This window comes from Halobacillus sp. K22 (assembly GCF_052246795.1).
Classification (GTDB): Bacteria; Bacillota; Bacilli; order Bacillales; family Halobacillaceae; genus Halobacillus.
This window is the reverse complement of sequence record NZ_JBQQCN010000001.1, coordinates 285408-307352: the sequence shown is the minus strand read 5'-3', so window position 1 is coordinate 307352 and position 21945 is coordinate 285408. Positions and strand designations below refer to the sequence as shown.

The following is a 21945-nucleotide window of genomic DNA, read 5'->3' as shown; positions in this document are numbered from 1 at the left end:
ACGCCTAGCTGTAGCGCGGCTTCAATTTTATCCTTTAACAAATATAGAAAGAATTGAAGTTTTTTAAAACAGACCCTGGGTAGTTCATGGGATAACATCCGGATTTCCTGATTAGAAACTCCTTTGATTAAGCTTGTTACATAAAGGATGAAAGAAGCGCTTCTTGCTCATAATATGGGTATCATTTGAAGAGGCTGCCCCCTTCACACATCAATGTGAAGGGGGTTCGGCATTGGAAACTATTAGTTTTCCTGCGTTTACTTTCCAAAAAGTTTTATATATGATTAGAATACGTATTGGCATTATACGGAGGTGCAAAGAATATGACAGATAAACAAAAAAATCAAATCCCCCTCCTTCCTCTTAGAGGATTGTTAGTGTATCCATCTATGGTGCTGCATCTGGATGTTGGAAGAGAAAAATCGGTCAATGCATTGGAGCAGGCTATGATGGAAGACAATGAAATCTTCCTTGTATCACAAAAAGAAGTAAATATTGATGACCCTTCATCTGAAGATATGTACTCTGTTGGTACAGTGGCACGTGTGAAACAAATGGTGAAGCTTCCTAATGGAACAAATCGCGTACTAGTAGAAGGGCTTTACAGGGCAACAATTGATGATGTAAGCGAAGGTGAAGAGTTTTATCAAGCAAATATTCACAAGCTTGAAGATGAACATGAGGATAAAAACGAAGAAGAAGCATTAATGCGAACGTTAATGAGTCAATTCGAGCAGTATGTAAAGGTATCTAAAAAAGTGAGCCAAGAGACCTATAACACAGTATCGGACATAGATGAACCAAGTCATCTTGCAGATATTGTAACCTCGCATTTGCCAGTGAAACTTAAAGATAAGCAGTCCATTTTAGAAACTGAGAATGTGAAAGCACGTCTTCAAAAGTTAATTGAACTTATCGGAAATGAACGAGACGTCCTGCAAATCGAACAAAAAATTGGACAGCGTGTCAAGAAGTCAATGGAGAAAACACAAAAAGAATACTACTTACGTGAACAGATGAAAGCGATCCAAAATGAACTAGGTGATAAAGACGGCAAATCTGGCGAAGTTGCTCAATTGAAAGAAAAGATTGAGGAAGCTGAGATGCCTGAGCGAGTGGAAAAAATTGCATATAAGGAACTAGGCAGATATGAGAAGGTACCGCAAAGCAGTGCAGAAAGTTCCGTTATCCGCAATTACATTGAGTGGCTTGTTTCTCTTCCGTGGAGTGCTGAGACAGAAGATAATCTGGACGTAAAGCATGCAGAGAAAATTCTCGATGAAGATCATTATGGATTAGAAAAGGTAAAAGAGCGTGTACTTGAATATCTGGCCGTACAAAAACTTACCCAATCCATTAAAGGTCCGATTTTATGTCTTGTTGGACCTCCAGGAGTAGGTAAAACATCACTTGCTAAATCCATAGCACGTGCAATTAACCGTAACTTTGTCCGTATCTCCCTTGGTGGAGTGAGAGATGAAGCTGAAATAAGAGGACACCGCAGAACCTATATCGGGGCGATGCCTGGGAGAATTATTCAAGGGATGAAGAGAGCAGAAACGGTCAACCCTGTATTTCTTATGGACGAGATCGATAAAATGGCCAGTGATTTTAGGGGAGATCCTTCGTCTGCTATGCTGGAAGTACTTGATCCTGAACAGAACAGTACTTTTAGTGACCACTTTATTGAAGAACACTATGACTTATCCAAAGTTATGTTTGTAGCTACGGCTAATACCATGTCTTCTATTCCAGGACCGCTTCAGGATCGTATGGAAGTTATTACGATCGCCGGTTACACGGAAGTAGAAAAGCTGCATATCGCAAAAGAGCATTTGCTTTCTAAACAAATTAAAGAGAATGGTTTAAGTAAAGGGCAAATCCAAATCAGGGAGGACGCTTTGCTTAAATTGATTAGGACTTACACGCGTGAAGCGGGAGTCCGCGGTTTGGAACGCGAACTGGCAAGTATATGCAGAAAAGCTGCTAAAATTATTGTTTCTGGTGAAAAGCAACGTGTCGTGGTTACAGAGAAGCAATTGGAAGAACTGCTCGGTCGTCCTAAATTCAGATATGGTCAAGCGGAACTTGAGGATCAAATTGGAACAGCTACTGGTCTCGCGTACACCGCTGCAGGAGGCGATACACTCTCAATTGAAGTATCTATTTACCCTGGCAAAGGAAATCTGACTCTTACAGGTAAACTTGGTGATGTTATGAAGGAATCCGCACAAGCGGCCTTCAGTTACATTCGTTCACGTGCAAATGAGCTAAATATTGATGCGGATTTCGTAGAAAAGAATGATATTCACATCCATGTTCCAGAAGGAGCAACTCCTAAAGATGGACCTTCTGCTGGTATCACGATTGCTACTGCTCTTGTCTCAGCGCTTACCGGCCGTCCTGTTCGGAAAGAGGTGGGCATGACAGGAGAAATCACTCTGCGAGGACGAGTGCTGCCGATCGGAGGATTAAAGCAGAAATCATTAAGTGCCCATAGAGCTGGTCTTTCTAAAATTATTATTCCTTCTGAAAACGAGAAGGATTTAGAAGATATTCCGGAAAGTGTACGTGAAGGACTAACTTTTATACCCGTTAAGCACTTGGATGAGGTATTAAACCAAGCGCTGGTGGAGGAAGTCCATGAAGGTTAATTATGCAGACATTGTAATTAGCGCAGCGAGCAAGAAACAATATCCAAAAGCTCCAATTCCGGAAATTGCCCTGGCGGGAAGATCGAATGTAGGAAAGTCTTCGTTTATAAATAAGATGATTCAAAGGAAAAATCTGGCTCGTACTTCTTCTAAACCTGGAAAAACTCAGACATTAAACTTCTATATTATTAATGATCTCTTTCATTTTGTGGATGTTCCAGGGTATGGCTATGCTAAAGTATCTAAAAAAGAGCGGGCTAAATGGGGAGAAATGATGGAGGAGTATTTTTCAGAAAGAGAGCAGCTGCGTGCCACTGCTCTGATCATCGACTCTCGTCATAAACCTACAGAAGATGATGTTATCATGTATAACTATTTAAAACATTTTGGATTACCGGTTATGGTTATTGCAACGAAGCTTGATAAACTCAAGAAGAGCCAAAAACATAAACAACTAAAAACGATTCAAGAGGTTTTAGAGATGGAAGAGGAGGATACCTTGATTCCTTTCTCTGCAGAAACCGGTGAAGGAAAAGAACGCGCATGGAAAACCATGCTTACGCATTTGAATATGTAAAAAAAGCCACTTCTTTAATTAGAAGTGGCTTTTTTAAAGTTTAGTTGCTAGCCTCTCGTGTAAGGTGAGTATTCTTCTTAATTTAAAGCACGAGTATGACACACAATTTGCATCCTGCACATCAATTTATTCTAATTGTTGGAAAATGACAACCTTAAGACTTCAAGATAATTTCAAGCAAATTCGTGTATTTATAAGAATTGTACTGAAATCATTTAACCCAGTCCACATTTTAATATATTTTGGTTCGATATGCATTATTTTAAATTTTGGGAAAACTTTGAATTAAAGATATAATTAGTATTATTGCCAATATAACAATTAGATGACAAAGTGATGAAGGGAAGGGATGGGAGAATATGAAAAAGTATTTATTTATGTTACCTCTTACTATTATTATGATCTTTGCTTTGGCTGCTTGCGGCAGCAGTGGAGACGAAGGAGAAACTTCGGGGGATTCAGGAGAAAGCTCAGAAGAATCAAGCGGATCCAATGCTGACTACGGTTTAGTCGAAGAAGGTAAGTTTACCTTCGCATCATCTGGAGAATTCCGTCCATTCAGTATGACAGATGCAAGCGGTGAGATGTCAGGCTTTGATATCGATGTAGCGAATGCAATAGCGGAGGAACTGGGGCTTGAACCAAATCCTCAGAAACAGAAATTCGCATCCATTGTGGAAGGTGTTAAAACTGGCCGTTTCGATGCAGCGGTAGCAAGCCACACAATCACGGAAGCACGTGCAGAACAAGTAGCGTTCTCTACCCCATATTATTATTCTGGAGCTCAAATTTTCACACGCCCTGGAAGTGATATTGAAACTTTAGAAGACTTGGATGGCAAAGAGATTGCAGTTTCCAAAGGATCTACTTACAGTAAATTTGCGGAAGAAGCAACAGATAATATTAAAACGTATGATAGTGACGTTGTAGCCTTGCAATCTCTTGCTAAGGGACGCCATGACGCTGTAATTACGGACTTCTTAACAGGTAAAGAAGCTATGCAGCAGGATCTTGAGATTGAAGCTAAGAAGATGATTGAACGCAGCGAACAGGCAGTAGCAGTTGCGAAAGATAACGATAAGCTATTAGAAGATATTAATGCAGCTCTTGAAAAACTTCGTGAAGATGGAACGCTTGCTGAAATCAGTAATGAATATTTTGGCGACGATATTACTACTCAACCAGAGTAATAGTAGTTTTAGTTATACGGAAGTCTAAAGAGTGCGCGTCCGCGTACTCTTTTTTGACATTAAAGAGGAGTTGAGGTTATGTACTTACAGTTTATTTCTTTTTGGGGAGGGTTCTGGGACGCTCTCGTAAACAGCCGGGAATTATTTTTTGAGGCTTCTCAGCTGACTCTCGCATTAACAGCGGTTTCTATATTTATTGCAATATTTGTTGGTTTATTTTTCGCCCTATTAAAAATCTCTAATATTAAGCCTCTGGAATGGATTGCGAATGCTTATATTTACATCGTAAGGGGTACACCGCTTATTGTGCAGATTTTTGTATTCTACTATGGGTTAACCAATGTATGGATGATTAGTGGATTCTGGTCGGTTTCTTTGGGACTCGCCTTCCATAATGGCGCCTATATTGCTGAAATATTCCGAGGTTCTATACAATCCATAGGTAAAGGTCAAACAGAGGCCGGTCGTTCTCTTGGGATGAGTCAGTCCCTAACGATGAGAAGAATCATCCTGCCCCAGGCTTTTCGGCGGGCATTGCCCCCGCTTGGTAATCAGTTTATTATTGGGTTAAAAGATTCATCTTTGGCTGCGTTTATAGGAGTTTCAGAGATATTCGCTGTTGCTACAACTCAAGGAGCAAATACTTTTGATTATATGACATGGTTACTTGTGAGTGCTGTGTATTACTTAATTCTTGTCTTCCTTCTAACCCTTGTGGTTAGCTTAATTGAGAAGAAAATGGCCGTGAGTGGCAGTGAGTAATTTTAAAGGAGGGTTACAGGTTGGCTAAGCAAATGATAGAAGTCAATAAATTAAATAAATATTTCGGGGACAATCATGTTCTGAAAGATATTGATTTTCATGTGAAAGAAAGTGAAGTTGTCGTGTTAATCGGTGCAAGCGGATCGGGAAAAAGTACTATGCTCCGCTGTCTAAACTTTTTAGAAATGAAGAACAGTGGAGAGATCTTTATCAAAGGAAATGAGGTTAACCCGAAAAAAGATAACGTAAATGAAGTACGACAAAAGGTAGGGATGGTTTTTCAGCATTTTAATCTCTTCCCACATAAAACGGTATTGGGTAACGTTATGGAAGCTCCTACACAAGTAAAGAGACTGTCTAAATCTCAAGCTAAGGAAGAGGGTAAAGCATTGCTTGAAAAAGTCGGGCTTGCCGAAAAAGCGAATGATTATCCCTCCCGTTTGTCAGGGGGACAAAAGCAGCGTGTAGCTATTGCACGAGCTCTTGCTATGAAGCCTGAAATTATGCTATTTGACGAACCTACCTCCGCGCTCGATCCAGAGCTAGTAGGTGAAGTATTGCAAACAATGAAGGATCTGGCAAAAGAGGGGATGACAATGGTCGTTGTTACCCACGAGATGGGCTTTGCTCGTGAAGTAGCAGATCGTGTAGTTTATATGCACGAAGGCAGAATTGTAGAAACAGGCGCACCAAAAGATATTTTTGAGAATCCTAAGGAAGAAAGAACCCAAGCATTTTTGAGCTCTATTTTATAAGGCTTAGTTTAATATCTGTGTTGCTTAATAGGGCTAAGCTCCCAATTATATAAAGTTTGATTTCGAGAAGCTTAGCGTATTGATAGAAAAAAGCCGCTGTGGTTTGAATATCACAGCGGCTTTTCTTTGCTATTTTTTTAATAAATATAAACCTGAAACGATTAGTACCAGCGGCCAGTATCGGATAATAGTTTGAAAACCAGTCTGAATCCATTGAAACCATTCAGGATTAACCGGCCAGAATAAGGCGAAAAAACCAAATCCAAGGAATAGCAAAGCAGGAATTAGTCCCTTTTTTGCACCAGCATATCTAATTAGAAAAGCCACTCCTATTACTAATAAGTAAAAAGGCCAATCATCTTTCCAGAACGCTAGGTGGTGAATAGCGTGGAAATGAACGCCGAATCCCAGCATTAATGCCCCGGTAAAAAGACTTGAATGATCTTTTGCAATATAACTATGTAATAAAAAGGCAGCTCCGATAATAAAGAGTAGAGTAGGCCATGAATAAAACTCAGATAAGTAGGGAATGTTTAATTGGCGTAACAGGAAATATAACCCAAAACCAATGAGTAAAAAACCAATAAAAGAATTCTGTTTAGTCATGTAACGATCCATCCATTCCAATAATAGTAATTTTGTTTACTTGCGCATTGAGCGTGGGTTTGATATATTACAAACGGATTATAATTTAAATTTATTATAAAGAAATAGTTAAAACATTCTTTACAACGTATCTATATCCTATCACATTATTTTCGAAATCTGTTCATATATTTACGGGAAAATGTGTGCGGATTCATGTTATACTAATTCATATGTGAGAGTCTGGAACGTTTAATGGGGGTAGATGGAATGCATATTTTAGCTGTTGGTCTCAACTACAAAACGGCCCCTGTGGAAATTAGGGAAAAACTCACCTTTTCTGAAACACACTTAAAAGAGGCTATGCAAGAGTTAAATGCCCGTAAAAGTGTACTGGAAAATGTGATTATTTCTACATGCAATCGTACGGAAATCTATGCAGTTGTAGATCAGCTGCACACAGGACGCTATTATATTAAACAATTTTTAGCAGATTGGTTTCATGTTGATAAAGAAGAATTTTCTCCATTTCTTTCCTTTTATGAAACGGATGGGGCAATTGAGCATTTGCTTCGAGTGACCTCTGGGCTTGATTCAATGGTATTAGGGGAAACCCAAATATTAGGTCAGATGAAACAAGCTTTCATAAATGGACAGGAAGCGGGGACCACCGGGACAATTTTTAATCAATTGTTTAAACAGGCTGTAACGATGGCTAAAAAAGCCCATAAAGATACGGAAATCAGTGAAAATGCCGTTTCTGTAAGTTACGCCGCTGTAGAGCTTGCCCGAAAGATATTCGGCGACCTCGTCCACAAGCATATCGTGATCCTGGGTGCTGGTAAGATGGGAGAACTGGCAGCTAAAAACCTGCACGGATCTGGAGTACGTAAAGTAACGGTCATTAACCGTACTCTATCTAAGGCACAGGTAGTAGCTGACCAGTTTAATGGACAAGCACGCACCATGGAAGACTTGGAGACGGTTTTAACAGATGCCGACATCGTAATTAGTTCAACAGGAGCTACAGATTATGTAGTTACAAAAGAGAAAATGGAACCTATTCATCGTAAGAGAAAAGGGAAACCTCTCTTTTTCGTAGATATCGCTGTTCCGAGAGACTTGGATCCAGCCATGGAAAATTTGGAGAGCGTATTCTTATACGATATTGATGATCTTCAAGGTATTGTTGATGCCAATTTGGCTATGCGCAAGCAAGCGGCCGAAGAAATTGAAATCATGGTGGAAGCTGAAATTGTAGAGTTTAAAGAATGGCTTCAGACCATTGGAGTCGTACCTGTGATTTCTGCACTGCGCTCTAAGGCTCTGGGCATTCAAGCGGAGACTATGAAAAGTATTGAACGAAAAATGCCTGAACTGACGGATCGAGAAAGAAAAGTGCTCAGTAAACATACGAAAAGTATTATTAATCAAATGCTGAAGGAGCCTATTCTGCAGGCTAAAGAACTAGCGGCTCAGCCTGATTCGGAAGAAACACTGCGCTTGTTCACTCAAATTTTTGGAATCGAAGAACGGGTAGAAGAAGAAATAAAAGAGCAGGCGAAAAAAAACCAATCAGCTGGGAAGCAAGAAGATGAGACGGGCCAATTCTTTCCTGTCGCCAACTCTATTGTTAATCCGTAAGGGTGGATGTCCATATGTTCGAGCTTAAATGGGTGTACGAACTCATCCTGTTACTTTATGGACTTAGTTTAATTGGATATTTCATTGACTTTGTGCAGACAAACCGGAAGGCTAACCGAGCGGCCTTCTGGTTACTTAGTATGGTTTGGGTTCTACAAACCTTTTTTTTATTGACCCAAGTTTTGGTAGAAGAGAACTTACCTATAATGACAGTGTATGATGGTCTGTATTTTTATGCCTGGATTTTAGTAACGTTCTCTTTAATTATTAACCGGCTGTTTAGAGTGGACTTTTTAGTATTCTTTACGAATGTTGTCGGGTTTCTTGTAGTATTAATTCATTTATCTACCAGAGCTCAAAATGATCTAAAGGATCGTGGTGTAGAACTAGTAAATGAAATGCTTGTAGTTCATATTAGTTTAGCTATTATTTCTTATGGTTTTTTTACGTTATCCTTTATCTTTTCAATTATGTATTTGCTGCAATACCGCCTCTTAAAGAAAAAAAAGTGGAATGCCAAACTGTTTCGACTAGGTGATTTAACAAAACTGGATCATTTTTCTTATATCTCAGTTATTCTGGGAGTCCCTCTTTTGTTAATTGCTATTATCTTAGGTGTTACGTGGGGATATATATCACCTGATACGTTTTACTGGTATGACTCAAAAACCTTAGGTTCTTTCCTTGTGCTTTTTGTCTATATCATTTACCTGGTGTTAAGGGTGGTAAAAGGTTATCAGGGACGTTCCATTTCCATATTTAACTCGGGAGCTTTTTTATTTCTATTAATCAATTTCTTTTTATTTGGTTCGTTATCGAATTTTCATTTTTAAGGAGGTAGTCATATGAAGAAAATAGTGATCGGTTCAAGAAAAAGCAATCTGGCTATCACTCAGACAGAGTGGGTGATAGAACAACTGAAAAATATAGATCCCAGCTACGAATTTGAAATTAAGAGGATTTCAACTAAAGGGGATAAAATTTTGGACGTAACCTTATCCAAAGTAGGAGGAAAAGGGTTATTTATTAAAGAGATTGAACAAGCCATGTATGATGGTGAAATTGACATGGCCGTTCATTCGATGAAGGATATGCCTTCTGAGGTAGCTTCTGGTTTAACTGTTGCTTCCGTACCAATTAGAGAAGATCATAGGGACGCATTCGTATCGAATGGAAATGTTGCGCTCAAAGACTTGCATGAAGGGGCCATTGTAGGTACCAGCAGTTTGCGTCGAAGTGCTCAAATTAAAGCCGTGAGACCTGACGTAGAAGTGAAGTGGATTCGAGGCAATATCGATACACGTCTTCGTAAATTGAAAGAGGAAGACTATGATGCCATCGTCTTAGCGGCTGCCGGATTAAAACGTATGGGCTGGGATGATAATCTAGTAACTGAATATTTAGAGCCTGATGTGTGTGTGCCTGCTGTTGGCCAAGGAGCTCTAGCTATACAGTGCCGGGAAAATGATTCTTCTTTACGGGATTTCCTTATGCAAATTAATCATGAATATACGGCTACAACCGTATCGGCTGAGCGTAAGTTTCTTCATGATTTAAATGGGGGCTGTCAAGTTCCTATCGGAGGATATGCTTATAGAAAAGGCAGTGAAATTATTCTGAGCGCATTGGTTGGAACTCCTGACGGTAAAACCATCCTTCACGAAACCGTTAAAGGAGAAGATCCTCTGGCTGTAGGCAAAGAAGCCGCTGATAGCCTGAAAGCTCAAGGAGCTCAGGAAATTGTAGATCAAGCTAAAGAGGAGTATGAACAGTAATGAAGCCTCTTGCGGGGAAAACGATTCTTGTCACAAGAGGCGCATCCCAGGCAAGGCCCTTTGTAGACCGGATAAATAAGGAAGGGGGGAGGGCTTTAAGGACCCCTCTTCTTCACTTTCAATTAAATGACTCGAAGGAGAATCAAGAGATCCTCAAGAAACTTCACAACTATGCATGGGTTTTTATTACAAGCTCTAATGGTGTGAAGTTTTTTTTCGAGCTAGTAAATAAAGTAGGAGTTCGGATCCCTGATACTCTTAGGTTTGCTATTATTGGGGAAAAAACAGCGCGTACACTTAATACTTACGGACTCAATGCTGATTTTATGCCGTCCAGCTTTCAGGCTGATACCATGGCAGAAGAATTTTTTAGAGAAGAAAGTGTTTCAGGCAGGATCCTCTATGTTAGAGGGAGCCGCTCAAGGGACGTTCTGCCAGAAAAATTTGCAGAACAGCAGGTCTTTTTCCAAGCAATCACGGTCTATGATACGCTACTATTGAAAGAGCATCAGAAAAAGCTTCGTCAATTGATCAATGATCATGAGATTGATGCATTAACATTCACAAGCCCATCCACTGTCCAGGCCTATTTTGCTATTATGAGAGGCATGCCCGACACGGGCCGGGATCTTCCGTGTTTTTGCATAGGACCAACGACCGCCAGTCAGGCAGAGTATTTCGGTTTTAGAAATGTTTTATTACCCGAGCATTATACAATGGAAGATATGGTGGAGAAGATGGTGCAATTTTTTTCATAAGAAGGGAATCGATACTATGTCAGATTTAGATTTCAAACGCCATCGTCGTCTGCGGCGGACAGCGTCTATGAGAGCATTAGTGCGGGAAACGCATTTAAGGAAAGACGATCTTATCTTCCCCATTTTTGTAGTTGAAGGAGAAGGGATTAAGAATGAAGTAGCTTCCATGCCGGGGGTTTATCAAGTGTCACTTGATTATTTAACGGAGGAGATGAATGAATTAACTCGTGTAGGTGTTCGTTCTGTTATTGTTTTCGGGGTGCCGAATGAAAAAGATGAAGTAGGCAGTCAGGCTTATCATGAAGAAGGAATTGTTCAAAGATCCATCCGTCTGATTAAAGAAGAAGTTCCTTCATTAACAGTGATTGCAGATACATGTTTATGTCAATACACAGACCATGGGCATTGCGGCATAGTTCGTGAAGGAGATATCGATAATGATGAATCGCTTAAATATATTACTCAGACTGCTGTTACTCAAGCAGAAGCTGGAGCGGACATTATTGCACCTTCCAATATGATGGATGGATTTGTTGCTGCTATTCGAAAAGGATTGGATGAGGCTGGGTACAGCCAGATCCCAATTATGTCCTATGCAGTAAAATATGCTTCCTCATTTTATGGTCCTTTCCGAGATGCGGCTCATAGTTCTCCTCAATTTGGCGATCGAAGAGCCTATCAGATGGATCCATCGAACCGTTTGGAGGCGATTCGTGAAGCAGAATCGGATGTAGAAGAAGGTGCAGACTTCCTTATTGTAAAACCAGCACTTGCTTATTTAGATATCATGCGAGAAGTAAAGGACCGCTTTAATCTGCCACTTGTTGCTTACAACGTGAGCGGAGAGTACTCTATGATTAAAGCTGCCGCTCAAAATGGCTGGGTAAATGAGCAGGAAATTGTCCTTGAAAAGCTTACAGCTATGAAGAGGGCAGGCGCTGATCTCATTGTTACTTACTTTGCTAAAGATGCAGCAAAATGGCTGGATCAATAGACCACGAATTTCAGAAAGGATGAGTCGTTATGAAACAATTTGAACGCTCTTCAGCTGCTTACCAAAAAGCTGTGGATTTAATGCCGGGTGGAGTTAATTCTCCGGTAAGGGCTTTTAATTCTGTAAACATGGATCCTATATTTATGGAAAAAGGACAAGGGTCTAAACTTTATGACCTTGATGGAAATGAATTTATCGATTATGTACTTAGTTTTGGCCCATTAATTCTAGGGCATGCGGACGAAAAAGTAGTAGAGTCTTTAAAAAAAGTGACAGAACAAGGCACGAGTTTCGGTACTCCTACAGAAATTGAAAACCATCTAGCTGAGTTAGTTATTGAACGTGTACCTTCCATTGAGATGCTGAGAATGGTGAACTCAGGTACTGAGGCAACGATGAGCGCCCTGCGTGTTGCCCGTGGATACACAGGTCGTGACAAAATTCTAAAATTCGAAGGTAATTATCATGGCCATGGTGATTCTCTTCTCATTAAGGCTGGTTCTGGTGTTGCCACTTTGGGACTGCCTGATTCCCCTGGTGTTCCAGCATCCATTGCTCAAAATACGATTACGGTTCCATATAATGACTCAGAAAGTGTACGCTATGTTTTTGAGCAGTATGGAGATGACTTGGCTGCGGTAATTATTGAGCCTGTATCAGGGAATATGGGGGTTGTGCCTCCTAAGGATGGTTTCCTGCAGGAACTTCGCGAGTTAACGGAGGATAATGGCACTGTACTGATCTTTGATGAAGTAATGACTGGATTCCGTGTCGGCTATCATAGCGCACAAGGTCACTTTGGTGTTACACCGGATATGACCTGTCTTGGGAAAGTAATTGGTGGCGGCTTACCTGTAGGAGCATATGGAGGAAAACGTAGTATTATGGAACGAGTAGCTCCTGTAGGGGACATTTATCAAGCAGGTACTCTATCTGGGAATCCATTAGCCATGACGGCAGGTTACGAAACGGTTTCATCCATGACTGAAGAAACTTATAAAGGAATCAATCAAAAAGTGGACCGGTTGATAGAAGGATATGAGAAAGCGGCAAAAGCAAATAACATTCCACTGACGGTTAACCGGGCAGGATCTATGGTTGGGTTCTTCTTTACGGATGATCCTGTAGTAGATTTCGCAACCGCAAATGCTTCTGATCTAGAAATGTTTACAAGATATTATCAAGGGATGATTGAAGAAGGGATCTATCTTCCTCCTTCCCAATTCGAGGGTCTCTTTCTATCAACGAAGCATACAGAGCAAGATATAGAAAAAACAATAAGGGCAGCAGAAAAAGTATTTGCTTCTCTATAAATATGGAATTATACAAGGCATGGCCGTCTCGGGCCATGCCTTTTTCTAAACCCTCCATGTATATAAACTCAGTTACCGCATAAGGTGGTAATAGAGGCTTGTGCTTATTATATATTGGGAGGGGCAAATCCATTGCAGAATAAACAAAATGTATTTTCATTTTATCTAGACGAAGCGATATGGTTTAAGGAAGGACAGGGAGTTAGAGAACTAATTGGTATTTCACTTGAGCCTGAAATCGTCATTGAGGAAAATGGAGATGAAGTCCGTTTAAAAGGAACGGTTGACCTGGCGGGAGAATATGTACCCCACCAATCTGATCATAAATACGAAGAGGCTGTTCCGCTGCAGTCAGTACGGACAATGGATCATGTGGAATCAGGAGAGGAAGGGGTCTGTTACTTTTCCCATTCATTCCCGGTAGAAATCACGGTCCCGGTCGAACGAATTTCAAGCCTCGAAGATGTTCTCATTGATATAGAAAGCTTTGATTATGAACTTCCTGCGAATAACCAGCTAAGACTGCATGCTCAATTGAATATTAATGGAGTCGAGCAAACAGCAAATGCCGGAGCTAATTCGGATACGTTTGATGAGTCGGCAACGCTTGGTCCGATTGATTATAAGGAAGAACGCAAGGAACAAGAAAAACCTGTTGTCCCTGAAAGGGAAGCCCCTGTGGTTCAGCTGACGAATCGGAATGATCAGGCAATCCAGGATGTAGAACTAGAACAAGAGCCACAGCCAGAAGAAGAAGGAAGATGGCCTCATAAAAAATCGCAGAATTTTGCAGAGTTCTTTGGTCATGATAAAAAAGAAGAAACGCTTGATGTTTCATCTGACAGTACTAGTGTATGGCATGAAAATATCGTGGAAGAAAATGTGAGCGCTTCTTCATCTTATACGGAATCCTCAGTTAAAGACTCGGAGAAAAAGGAGGAAGCTCCCGGCGGACTTGATGGAATTAAACAAATATTCAAGCATTTGTTTCCTAACCGTGAAGAGACTTACTCTCAAATGAAAATGTATATCGCTCAGGAAGATGAGACGCTTGCTTCTATCGCTGAAAAATACGAGGTTTCCATTCACCAGTTAGAGAAAGCAAATGATCACAGAGACGAGGTTTCCCCCGGCCAAATTGTTTATATCCCGAATTAAATCCATTTATAACGAAAAGCAAGAAAAACTCCGACAATTATCCCTAATAAGAAAACGTCAAATGTTGTAGGGAAAAAGATTGTCCGGATACATTGAAAAACCAGAATAGGCAGTAATGCCTTCTCGAATACAAATAAACAGGTACGGCACCACGGTGGGAGACGATAACGATATAAGCGGCTCAACGTCCATCAACCTCCTTTCATTTGCATATTCGCGTTTTTTTCACAAACAGTTGACTAAAACAATGATTTCTATATACAATATGTAATAGAAGTATTATACGTGAAATGCCGTGACAGGGAAGAGTACATGGACATAGCCTTCAGAGAGGAAAACGTGTGGTGAGAGTTTTCCAGGATCTGTGTTGATGGAAAGTCACCCTTGGAGCAGCTTCTTTGAACGAAGAGTAGAAGAAGCCGGTTAGAAGCCGTTATTTTTTCGAGTGTACAGATATGGGCTTCATGTAATTTCTGTAAATTAAGGTGGTACCACGGAATTAGATCTCTTTCGTCCTTTTTAGGATGGAAGAGATTTTTTTTATTTTATAAAAACAGATAATAAAAGGAGGAAGATCCATTATGAATCAAACAGATCTTTCAATGCCCACTAAGTATGATCCAGCAGCCGTTGAAAAGGATCGCTATCAATACTGGGTGGACGGTAAGTTTTTCGAAGCGTCAGGAGATAAGAATAAAGAACCTTATACCATTGTAATTCCCCCGCCGAACGTTACAGGTAAATTACATTTAGGACATGCTTGGGATACTACTCTGCAAGATATATTAAGCCGTGTAAAGCGCATGCAGGGCTATGATGTCCTCTGGTTGCCTGGAATGGATCATGCAGGTATTGCAACACAGGCGAAAGTAGAGGCTAAACTTAAAGAAGCCGGAACTTCCCGCCATGAATTGGGCAGAGAGAAATTCCTAGAGAAGTCATGGGAATGGAAGAAAGAATATGCCCAATTTATTCGCACTCAATGGGAAAAGCTTGGTCTAGGTCTCGATTATTCACGCGAACGATTCACCCTTGACGAGGGTCTATCCGAAGCGGTAAAAGAAGTGTTTGTTAAGCTTTATGATAAAGGTTTAATTTATCGAGGCGAATATATTATCAACTGGGATCCTGCTACTCGTACGGCTCTTTCAGATATTGAAGTGGAGTACGAAGATGTACAGGGAGCCTTTTACCATATGCGCTATCCTCTGAAAGATGAAGAAGGCGGAATCGAGATCGCAACGACCCGGCCGGAAACGATGTTGGGGGACACGGCTATTGCTGTGCACCCAGAGGATGAACGCTACCAGAACTTGATAGGTAAAAAGGCTATTCTTCCGATCGTGGGAAGAGAAATTGAAATTGTGGCAGATGATTATGTAGATATGGAATTTGGTTCAGGTGCTGTTAAAATTACCCCGGCCCATGATCCAAATGACTTTGAAATTGGAAATCGCCACAATTTAGAGCGTGTCCTCATTATGAATGAAGATGGCAGTATGAATGAAAATGCAGGAAAATACCAGGGTATGGATCGATTTGATTGCCGTAAGCAGATCGTCAAAGATCTTCAGGCAGAAGGAGTTCTTTTTGAAATTGAAGAACATCTTCACTCTGTCGGTCATTCTGAACGTAGTGGCGCTGTTGTGGAACCGTATCTCTCTACTCAATGGTTTGTGGATATGAAACCGCTGGCTGAAGCCTCCATAGATTTACAAAAAGGGGGGGACAAAGTTCAATTTGTTCCCGATCGTTTTGAAAAACCTTATTTACACTGGATGGAGAACACTCGTGACTGGTGTATTTCGCGGCAGCTTTGGTGGGGTCACAGAATTCCTGCCTGGTACCACAAAGAGTCAGGTGAGGTTTATGTAGGGAAAGAAGAACCGAAAGATCCGGAGAACTGGATACAGGATGAAGATGTTCTTGATACGTGGTTCTCCTCTGCTCTTTGGCCATTCTCCACTATGGGGTGGCCGGATGAAAAAAGCGAAGATTATAACCGCTACTTCCCGACTAATGTATTGGTTACCGGCTATGATATTATCGGCTTCTGGGTTAGCCGTATGATTTTCCAATCCATTGAATTTACAGGCCGCCGTCCTTTTGAAGATGTTCTCATCCACGGGCTTGTTCGTGATGCAGATGGACGTAAAATGAGTAAGTCACTTGGGAATGGTGTAGATCCTATGGATGTAATTGATAAGTATGGGGCAGACTCGCTTCGATATTTCTTATCGACCGGATCATCACCTGGGCAGGACTTGCGCTTCCACTGGGAGAAAGTAGAATCAACATGGAATTTCGCTAATAAAATTTGGAATGCTTCCAGATTTGCATTGATGAATATGGGCGATTTAAAGTACGAGGATATTGATTTATCTGGTGAAAAGTCTGTAGCCGATCAGTGGATTCTGACTCGTTTAAACCAAACGATTCATCAAGTTACACAAAATATTGATAAATATGAATTTGGTGAAGCCGGTAGGCAGCTGTACAACTTCATTTGGGATGATTTTTGCGATTGGTATATTGAAATGGCCAAGCTTCCTTTATACGGGGAAGACTCGGCAAGAATTCATACCACAAGATCAATTTTAGCCTACACACTTGATCAGATCATGCGAATGCTGCACCCGTTTATGCCATTCATCACTGAAGAAATCTGGCAGCACCTGCCTCATCAGGGGGACTCCATCACGCAGGCCTCGTGGCCAGAAACACGAGATGAATTTCATAATGAGCAAGCCGTTCAAGAAATGGATCGTCTCGTTTCCATTATCCGTTCAGTTCGTAACATTCGAGCAGAAGTAGATACTCCGATGTCTAAAGAAATTCAGTTAATGATTCAGGCGAAGGACGAGGATGTAGTAAGTGAACTTGAAAAGAACCGTGACTATCTGGATAAGTTCTGTAATCCAAGCGAATTGACTATTGCGACTGACCTTCAGGCTCCTGAAAAGGCTATGTCCTCTGTTATTACAGGAGCGGAACTATACCTTCCGTTAGCAGGCTTAATCAATATTGAAGATGAAATCAAACGACTGGAGAAAGAATGGAAAAAATGGGACCAGGAAGTTAGTCGTGTTCAGAAGAAACTGGCTAATGAAGGGTTTGTAAAAAAAGCTCCAGAACATGTTGTAGAAGAAGAACGAGAAAAAGAGAACGATTATTTAGATAAGCGTGCTAAAGTCGAAGCGCGAATCGAGGAATTAAAAGCATAATTGAAGCTGGAGGGTATTCTTATGAGTACTCTCCTCTTTTTGAAAAGAGGGACGGACATGTCAAATTATCAGGAAGCCATCCAATGGATTCATTCTAGAGAGAAATTTAAAGTCAAACCTGGATTAAAGCGGATGGAGTGGATGATGGATCAACTGGATCACCCGGAGAGGAAGCTGAAAGCTATTCATGTGGCCGGCACAAATGGAAAAGGTTCAACAGTTACGTATTTAAGTAATTTGCTTCAAGCGCAAGGGTTCGAAGTAGGAACGTTCACTTCACCCTATATTATCAGATTCAATGAACGGATCAGTCTCAATGGAGAAGCTATCCCAGATGGTGAGCTCGCTGATTTAGTAGAAGATATTAAACCTCTGGCAGAAAAGCTGAAAGCTACCTCTCTCGGAGAACCGACAGAATTTGAAATTATTACGGCAATGGCTATGCTTTATTTTTCCCAGAAAAATTTGGAATTTGTATTGTTTGAAACCGGTCTTGGTGGGCGTTACGATTCTACCAATATCCTTCAGCCGCTTTTATCCGTAATTACAAATATCGGTCTTGATCACATAAATGTTCTGGGGGATACACTTGAGCAGATCGCTTACGAAAAAGCCGGTATAATCAAAACCAATGTACCACTAATTACTGGCGCAAAAGAAGAGTCAGTCTTAAATGTTTTGAAAGAGCAAGCTTCTCTTAATAACGCTCCTGTATCGATTTTGGGGGAGGATTTTCATGTGGAACATAAAAAGAGTTTATCTGGAGGGGAATCTTTTATATTTGTGAATTCAACATATCAGTCCAGTGAGCTGCTTAGTCCTATGAAAGGCCTGCACCAAATTGATAATGCAAGTCTAGCCCTTCAGACGATGGAGCATCTAAAAGAGATGGGGTATCCGATAAATCGCTCTAAATACGATAAAGGTCTGCTTCAAACCCATTGGCCGGCTCGTTTTGAAACTATTCGTACAAACCCTGTAACCATCATTGATGGCGCCCATAATGAAGAAGGAACACGGGCTTTGGTGGACACAATGAACCGTCATTTCAGAGGGGATCGCGTACATCTTATTTATTCTGCTTTAGAAGATAAACCAGTTGAGAAAATGCTTGAAATTCTAAAAGAGATAAGCAATGTTGCCTATATGACTTCCTTTGATTTCCCAAGATCCATGACTGCAAGTGAGCTAACCCGGCTCTCTCCTATACCGACTACTATACCTGTCTCAGATTACGTTCAGGCAATCAGCCAGGCCAAGTCTAATATGAAGACTGGAGACGTTCTACTCATAACAGGATCACTGTATTTTATATCAGAAATAAGGAAATATTTTGAATATTAACATTTGATATGGTAACATTTTAGTTACTTAATTTTTCCTATTTTATAAATGTATGGTCAGGGATGAGGTGGGTGGATGGAAAGGGACAAAAGATTCAAGATATGGGTGCTTTGGATTTGTCTATGGCCTTCTAGCATCTATTTGCTGTATCGTTGGACGGATCCGCCTCTCCATGTAAATACGTTGGAAATTGGTGCTTTTGTCATACTTGCCTCCATCGTAGCCCTCTTTCCTCTGCGGATTGGAGATAACCCGGTTTTCTTTACTCATGGAATTGCATTTGCGGCTTTTTTGCAGTATGGGTTATTTGTTGAGATAATAATTTCCCAAGTATCCCTGCTCTTTTTAATTTTAAAGGTTCGCGTTGACCGTACCAACTCTCATCGAATACCGATTAACTTCTTAATGTTTCTCGCTATATCAGTCCTTTCGGCACAAGTGTATTATGCCCTCGGCGGAGAACATGCGGGAGAAGCCGTTTCCTCTATAACAGATGCAGTCCCCATTATTACATACGCGTTATCGCAAATTCTCCTCAACCAAGTTTCACTTAAAATTATTGCAAAAATAATATATAAGCAGAAAATCGTTTGGTGGGACAGCGGTTTTGTATGGGACATAGCCACCGCAGGTATTGTGCTGCCCGTTGGTTTTGTGCTTTATATTGTTTTCCTCGAATTTGGAGTAAGTGCAGTGTTTTTTGTAGGTATTCCTTTTATATTTATCTCAGGAATGCTAATGCTTTTTCATAACAGCAATGAAATTAATTCATATTTAAAGAAAACTAGTAAAATAGGGCATGAACTTACGGGAAAACTTGGTGTTAAAGAAGTTCTTGACTTATTTGTAGAACGCCTCAGCGATCTGCTGCCTCTGGATCACATTTATGTGTTTGATGTTGCCTCTGACAATCAACTCAAGCTTATCCGTTTCTTTGACCGTTCCGGAGAAGAAGTTTTTCCAGAGGTCCAGATGAATAAAGGAGAAGGTGTCAGCGGAGCAACATGGGAAAAAACACGAAGTTTTCATTATAGGAAGAGGACCGAATGGAAGCATATGGCGAATTCATTTACTCCTTCGACTGCTGAGAGTGTACTATCTGTACCTGTGGAGAGGAATGATGAGATTGTTGGGATCATAACCATTTATTCAAATAAGAAAAGAGCGTTTGTACAATTTCAGTTTATGATTCTTAGGATTCTTGGGAATTACTTGGGCGTAGCTATTGATAATGCCAGGCATTATGAGCAGCGCAAAGAAGAAAGTGAACGATGTCCTCTTACCGGTCTTTACAATTACCGTTATTTTGAAACTTATCTGCAGGATTTATTTGTACAGTGGGAAAAAGAAGAAAATAAAAAGCCGATTTCTCTTATTCTTTTAGATATCGATTATTTTAAGCAAGTGAATGATACCTATGGGCATGAAAGTGGCAATGAGATTCTTTGCCTGCTATCTGAGAGGTTGCGGTTGTTTTTAAGTAATCGAGGAGTGCTTGCTCGTTATGGCGGGGAAGAATTTGTGATTCTTCTTCCTGGGTATTCGGCTGAGCAATCTATAAAAATAGCTGAAGAAATTAAACGTGCCATATCTTCTGAACCTTTTTACTCTCACGAACACATCTTAAAATGGAAAACAGCACAGGAAGTCAATGTTACGGCCAGTATTGGAGTGGCGGTTTACCCGGATGATTGTGAGAGCCCCTTAGAATTAATTCGTCATGCGGATCGAGCAATGTACATAGGTGCAAAGCAGCAAGGAAGAAACAAGGTAGCGAATTATAATCAATTGAACTCAAACGTCCAATAATTGATATTGGACGTTTTTAATTGTATAAAAATGATGTTCTTGATTTATTAATACTTATTAAACAAAAGGGCCTGGCACTTCCTTTCATGGTCGTTCTTAAGCTTGTCAAGGCTGAGCAAGGCACCTCCACATTAGAACGTCCAGTCCATACGTCGCTGACCAAGGTGCTTTCGCTTTTAATCGGGGAGTCTCGGCATTTCCCCACCAGCCCAATTGTATTAGGGCGAATGGACCCTTCGGAAAGAGAGTATCCTATCTCCTTACTGCGCCTGAAATGCTTATATAAAAGGCTATCCAGCGTAGTTCCAGCCTGAAAAGGATATATACCCACGTGGTTACTTCTCTCAAGCGGGTGAAGAATGAAGCTCTAATAATAAAAGAGGACAAACGGAAGGGCTTATTCTATAATTGAATTTAGTTAATGAGAAAGGAGGAAATACTTAGCTGCATAGAATGCACCCGCCCCTATTAGCCTCGCCCCACCGTACGTGTGATTACCTGCTTACCCAAATGTACCCTTCTTATATTCAGCCTCCCACCTAATTTAAAAACTCGAAAGGAGAAATTGATGAACACTTTATTGTCAGTCTATATACTTATAACCGGGCTGATTCTAGGCTCCTTTTACCATGTAGTCGGAATCCGTCTACCGGTAAAAGTTCCCTTCCTCATTGACCGTTCTCAATGTCCCCATTGCCAAACAAAGTTACAGCCTATCGATTTAATCCCTCTCTTCTCTTATCTTCTCACTAAAGGTGCATGCAGACACTGCTGTACTAAAATATCCTTCTCATATCCAATGGTAGAAGTCATAACTGGCGTTTTGTTTTTATTTTCATACATCGTTTATGGATGGACGCCCGCTTTTTTAGGTGCCTGTCTACTCATTAGTTTAAGTATCATAGTAGCAGTGAGCGATCTTAGATATATGCTCATTCCTGACCGTCTCCTTATATGGTTTGCAGCATTATTTGTGATCTATAGATTGATTCACCCGCTTCGCCCCTGGTATTCCTCAATTAATGGGGCGGTTATTTCCCTGCTTTTGATTGCTTTAATTATTATCCTGAGTAAAGGAGGAATGGGTGCTGGAGATATGAAACTTTTAAGTGTTCTTGGAATTCTGCTTGGAACTCAGCATGTGCTGCTGACCTTTTTTATAGCCGTTTTCATCGGTACGATAACCAGTTTGATTATGGTTAGTTTAAAACGTAGTGGTCGTAAAGACCCGGTTCCATTCGGGCCATCTATTGTGTCGGCCGCCACCATTGTGTATTTTTATGGAGAAAATTTAGTTGTTTTATACCTGTCCTCCTTTTAAGGGAGGGGGTGTCATTCCTGTGTTTTTTAAAGAAGGACTCTTAACAGGAATACGAAAAGGGTGAAATTGTCGATACAATGCT

At 40.6% G+C, this 21945-nt stretch carries 18 protein-coding genes and 1 other annotated feature; of the genes, 16 read left to right on the top strand and 2 right to left on the bottom strand.

The window, feature by feature from the left end:
* Nucleotides 1-323 precede the first annotated feature (323 nt).
* From lon to ACTWPM_RS01545, 5 genes are all read left to right on the top strand, one after another.
* The gene (lon, locus tag ACTWPM_RS01565) at nucleotides 324-2654 is read left to right on the top strand and encodes an endopeptidase La (RefSeq protein WP_443131299.1); all 2331 of its coding nucleotides are present in this window, start codon (nucleotides 324-326) and stop codon (nucleotides 2652-2654) included.
* Entirely contained in the window at nucleotides 2644-3231 is a 588-nt protein-coding gene (yihA, locus tag ACTWPM_RS01560; protein WP_443131298.1) for a ribosome biogenesis GTP-binding protein YihA/YsxC, read from the top strand. Before lon ends, yihA begins: the two co-directional genes overlap by 11 nt.
* A 359-nt stretch (nucleotides 3232-3590) precedes the next feature.
* Nucleotides 3591-4421: a transporter substrate-binding domain-containing protein gene (locus ACTWPM_RS01555; RefSeq protein WP_443131297.1), complete on the top strand. Its 831-nt coding sequence runs from the start codon at nucleotides 3591-3593 to the stop codon at nucleotides 4419-4421.
* Nucleotides 4422-4499: 78 nt separating this feature from the next.
* Nucleotides 4500-5183, top strand: a complete 684-nt coding sequence (locus ACTWPM_RS01550; protein WP_443131296.1) for an amino acid ABC transporter permease — start codon at nucleotides 4500-4502, stop codon at nucleotides 5181-5183.
* A 32-nt stretch (nucleotides 5184-5215) separates the two neighbouring features.
* Nucleotides 5216-5938 carry an amino acid ABC transporter ATP-binding protein gene (locus ACTWPM_RS01545; protein ID WP_443131323.1) on the top strand — a complete coding sequence of 241 codons (723 nt, stop codon included), beginning with the start codon at nucleotides 5216-5218 and terminating at the stop codon, nucleotides 5936-5938.
* A gap of 129 nt (nucleotides 5939-6067) precedes the next feature.
* Here the strand turns inward: ACTWPM_RS01545 and ACTWPM_RS01540 are convergent, their stop codons facing one another.
* Entirely contained in the window at nucleotides 6068-6544 is a 477-nt protein-coding gene (locus ACTWPM_RS01540) for a LiaI-LiaF-like domain-containing protein (protein WP_443131295.1), read from the bottom strand.
* Nucleotides 6545-6793: 249 nt separating this feature from the next.
* On the opposite strand from ACTWPM_RS01540, the gene hemA reads away from it, so the two are divergent.
* The 7 genes from hemA (at nucleotide 6794) to spoVID (ending at nucleotide 14165) form a co-directional block, all read left to right on the top strand.
* Nucleotides 6794-8167 (top strand): glutamyl-tRNA reductase, encoded by a 1374-nt coding sequence (gene hemA / locus ACTWPM_RS01535; RefSeq protein ID WP_443131294.1) that lies wholly within the window; start codon nucleotides 6794-6796, stop codon nucleotides 8165-8167.
* A 14-nt stretch (nucleotides 8168-8181) separates the two neighbouring features.
* On the top strand, nucleotides 8182-9000 hold the full coding sequence (locus tag ACTWPM_RS01530; protein WP_443131293.1) for a cytochrome c biogenesis protein: 819 nt from the start codon (nucleotides 8182-8184) through the stop codon (nucleotides 8998-9000).
* 12 nt (nucleotides 9001-9012) lie between these two features.
* Nucleotides 9013-9942 (top strand): hydroxymethylbilane synthase, encoded by a 930-nt coding sequence (gene hemC / locus ACTWPM_RS01525; RefSeq protein ID WP_443131292.1) that lies wholly within the window; start codon nucleotides 9013-9015, stop codon nucleotides 9940-9942.
* On the top strand, nucleotides 9942-10700 hold the full coding sequence (locus tag ACTWPM_RS01520; protein WP_443131291.1) for a uroporphyrinogen-III synthase: 759 nt from the start codon (nucleotides 9942-9944) through the stop codon (nucleotides 10698-10700). The genes hemC and ACTWPM_RS01520 overlap by 1 nt, the downstream gene beginning before the upstream one ends.
* Before the next feature lie 16 nt (nucleotides 10701-10716).
* Entirely contained in the window at nucleotides 10717-11694 is a 978-nt protein-coding gene (gene hemB / locus ACTWPM_RS01515) for a porphobilinogen synthase (protein WP_443131290.1), read from the top strand.
* Between the two features lie 29 nt (nucleotides 11695-11723).
* Nucleotides 11724-13007 carry a glutamate-1-semialdehyde 2,1-aminomutase gene (gene hemL, locus ACTWPM_RS01510; protein WP_443131289.1) on the top strand — a complete coding sequence of 428 codons (1284 nt, stop codon included), beginning with the start codon at nucleotides 11724-11726 and terminating at the stop codon, nucleotides 13005-13007.
* 132 nt (nucleotides 13008-13139) lie between these two features.
* Nucleotides 13140-14165 (top strand): stage VI sporulation protein D, encoded by a 1026-nt coding sequence (gene spoVID, locus ACTWPM_RS01505; RefSeq protein ID WP_443131288.1) that lies wholly within the window; start codon nucleotides 13140-13142, stop codon nucleotides 14163-14165.
* Here the strand turns inward: spoVID and ACTWPM_RS01500 are convergent.
* Entirely contained in the window at nucleotides 14162-14350 is a 189-nt protein-coding gene (locus ACTWPM_RS01500) for a hypothetical protein (protein WP_443131287.1), read from the bottom strand. The genes spoVID and ACTWPM_RS01500 overlap by 4 nt on opposite strands.
* Before the next feature lie 101 nt (nucleotides 14351-14451).
* Nucleotides 14452-14686: a binding site (T-box leader), on the top strand.
* A gap of 60 nt (nucleotides 14687-14746) precedes the next feature.
* Here ACTWPM_RS01500 and ACTWPM_RS01495 point away from each other — a divergent pair.
* The 4 genes from ACTWPM_RS01495 (at nucleotide 14747) to ACTWPM_RS01480 (ending at nucleotide 21863) form a co-directional block, all read left to right on the top strand.
* Entirely contained in the window at nucleotides 14747-17389 is a 2643-nt protein-coding gene (locus tag ACTWPM_RS01495) for a valine--tRNA ligase (RefSeq protein ID WP_443131286.1), read from the top strand.
* A gap of 57 nt (nucleotides 17390-17446) precedes the next feature.
* Complete coding sequence (locus ACTWPM_RS01490; RefSeq protein WP_443131285.1) at nucleotides 17447-18733, top strand: bifunctional folylpolyglutamate synthase/dihydrofolate synthase; 1287 nt, start codon at nucleotides 17447-17449, stop codon at nucleotides 18731-18733.
* A 75-nt stretch (nucleotides 18734-18808) separates the two neighbouring features.
* Nucleotides 18809-20542: a diguanylate cyclase gene (locus ACTWPM_RS01485; protein ID WP_443131284.1), complete on the top strand. Its 1734-nt coding sequence runs from the start codon at nucleotides 18809-18811 to the stop codon at nucleotides 20540-20542.
* A gap of 568 nt (nucleotides 20543-21110) precedes the next feature.
* Nucleotides 21111-21863, top strand: coding sequence for a prepilin peptidase (locus ACTWPM_RS01480; protein ID WP_443131283.1), 753 nt, complete (start codon nucleotides 21111-21113; stop codon nucleotides 21861-21863).
* Nucleotides 21864-21945: the final 82 nt, after the last annotated feature.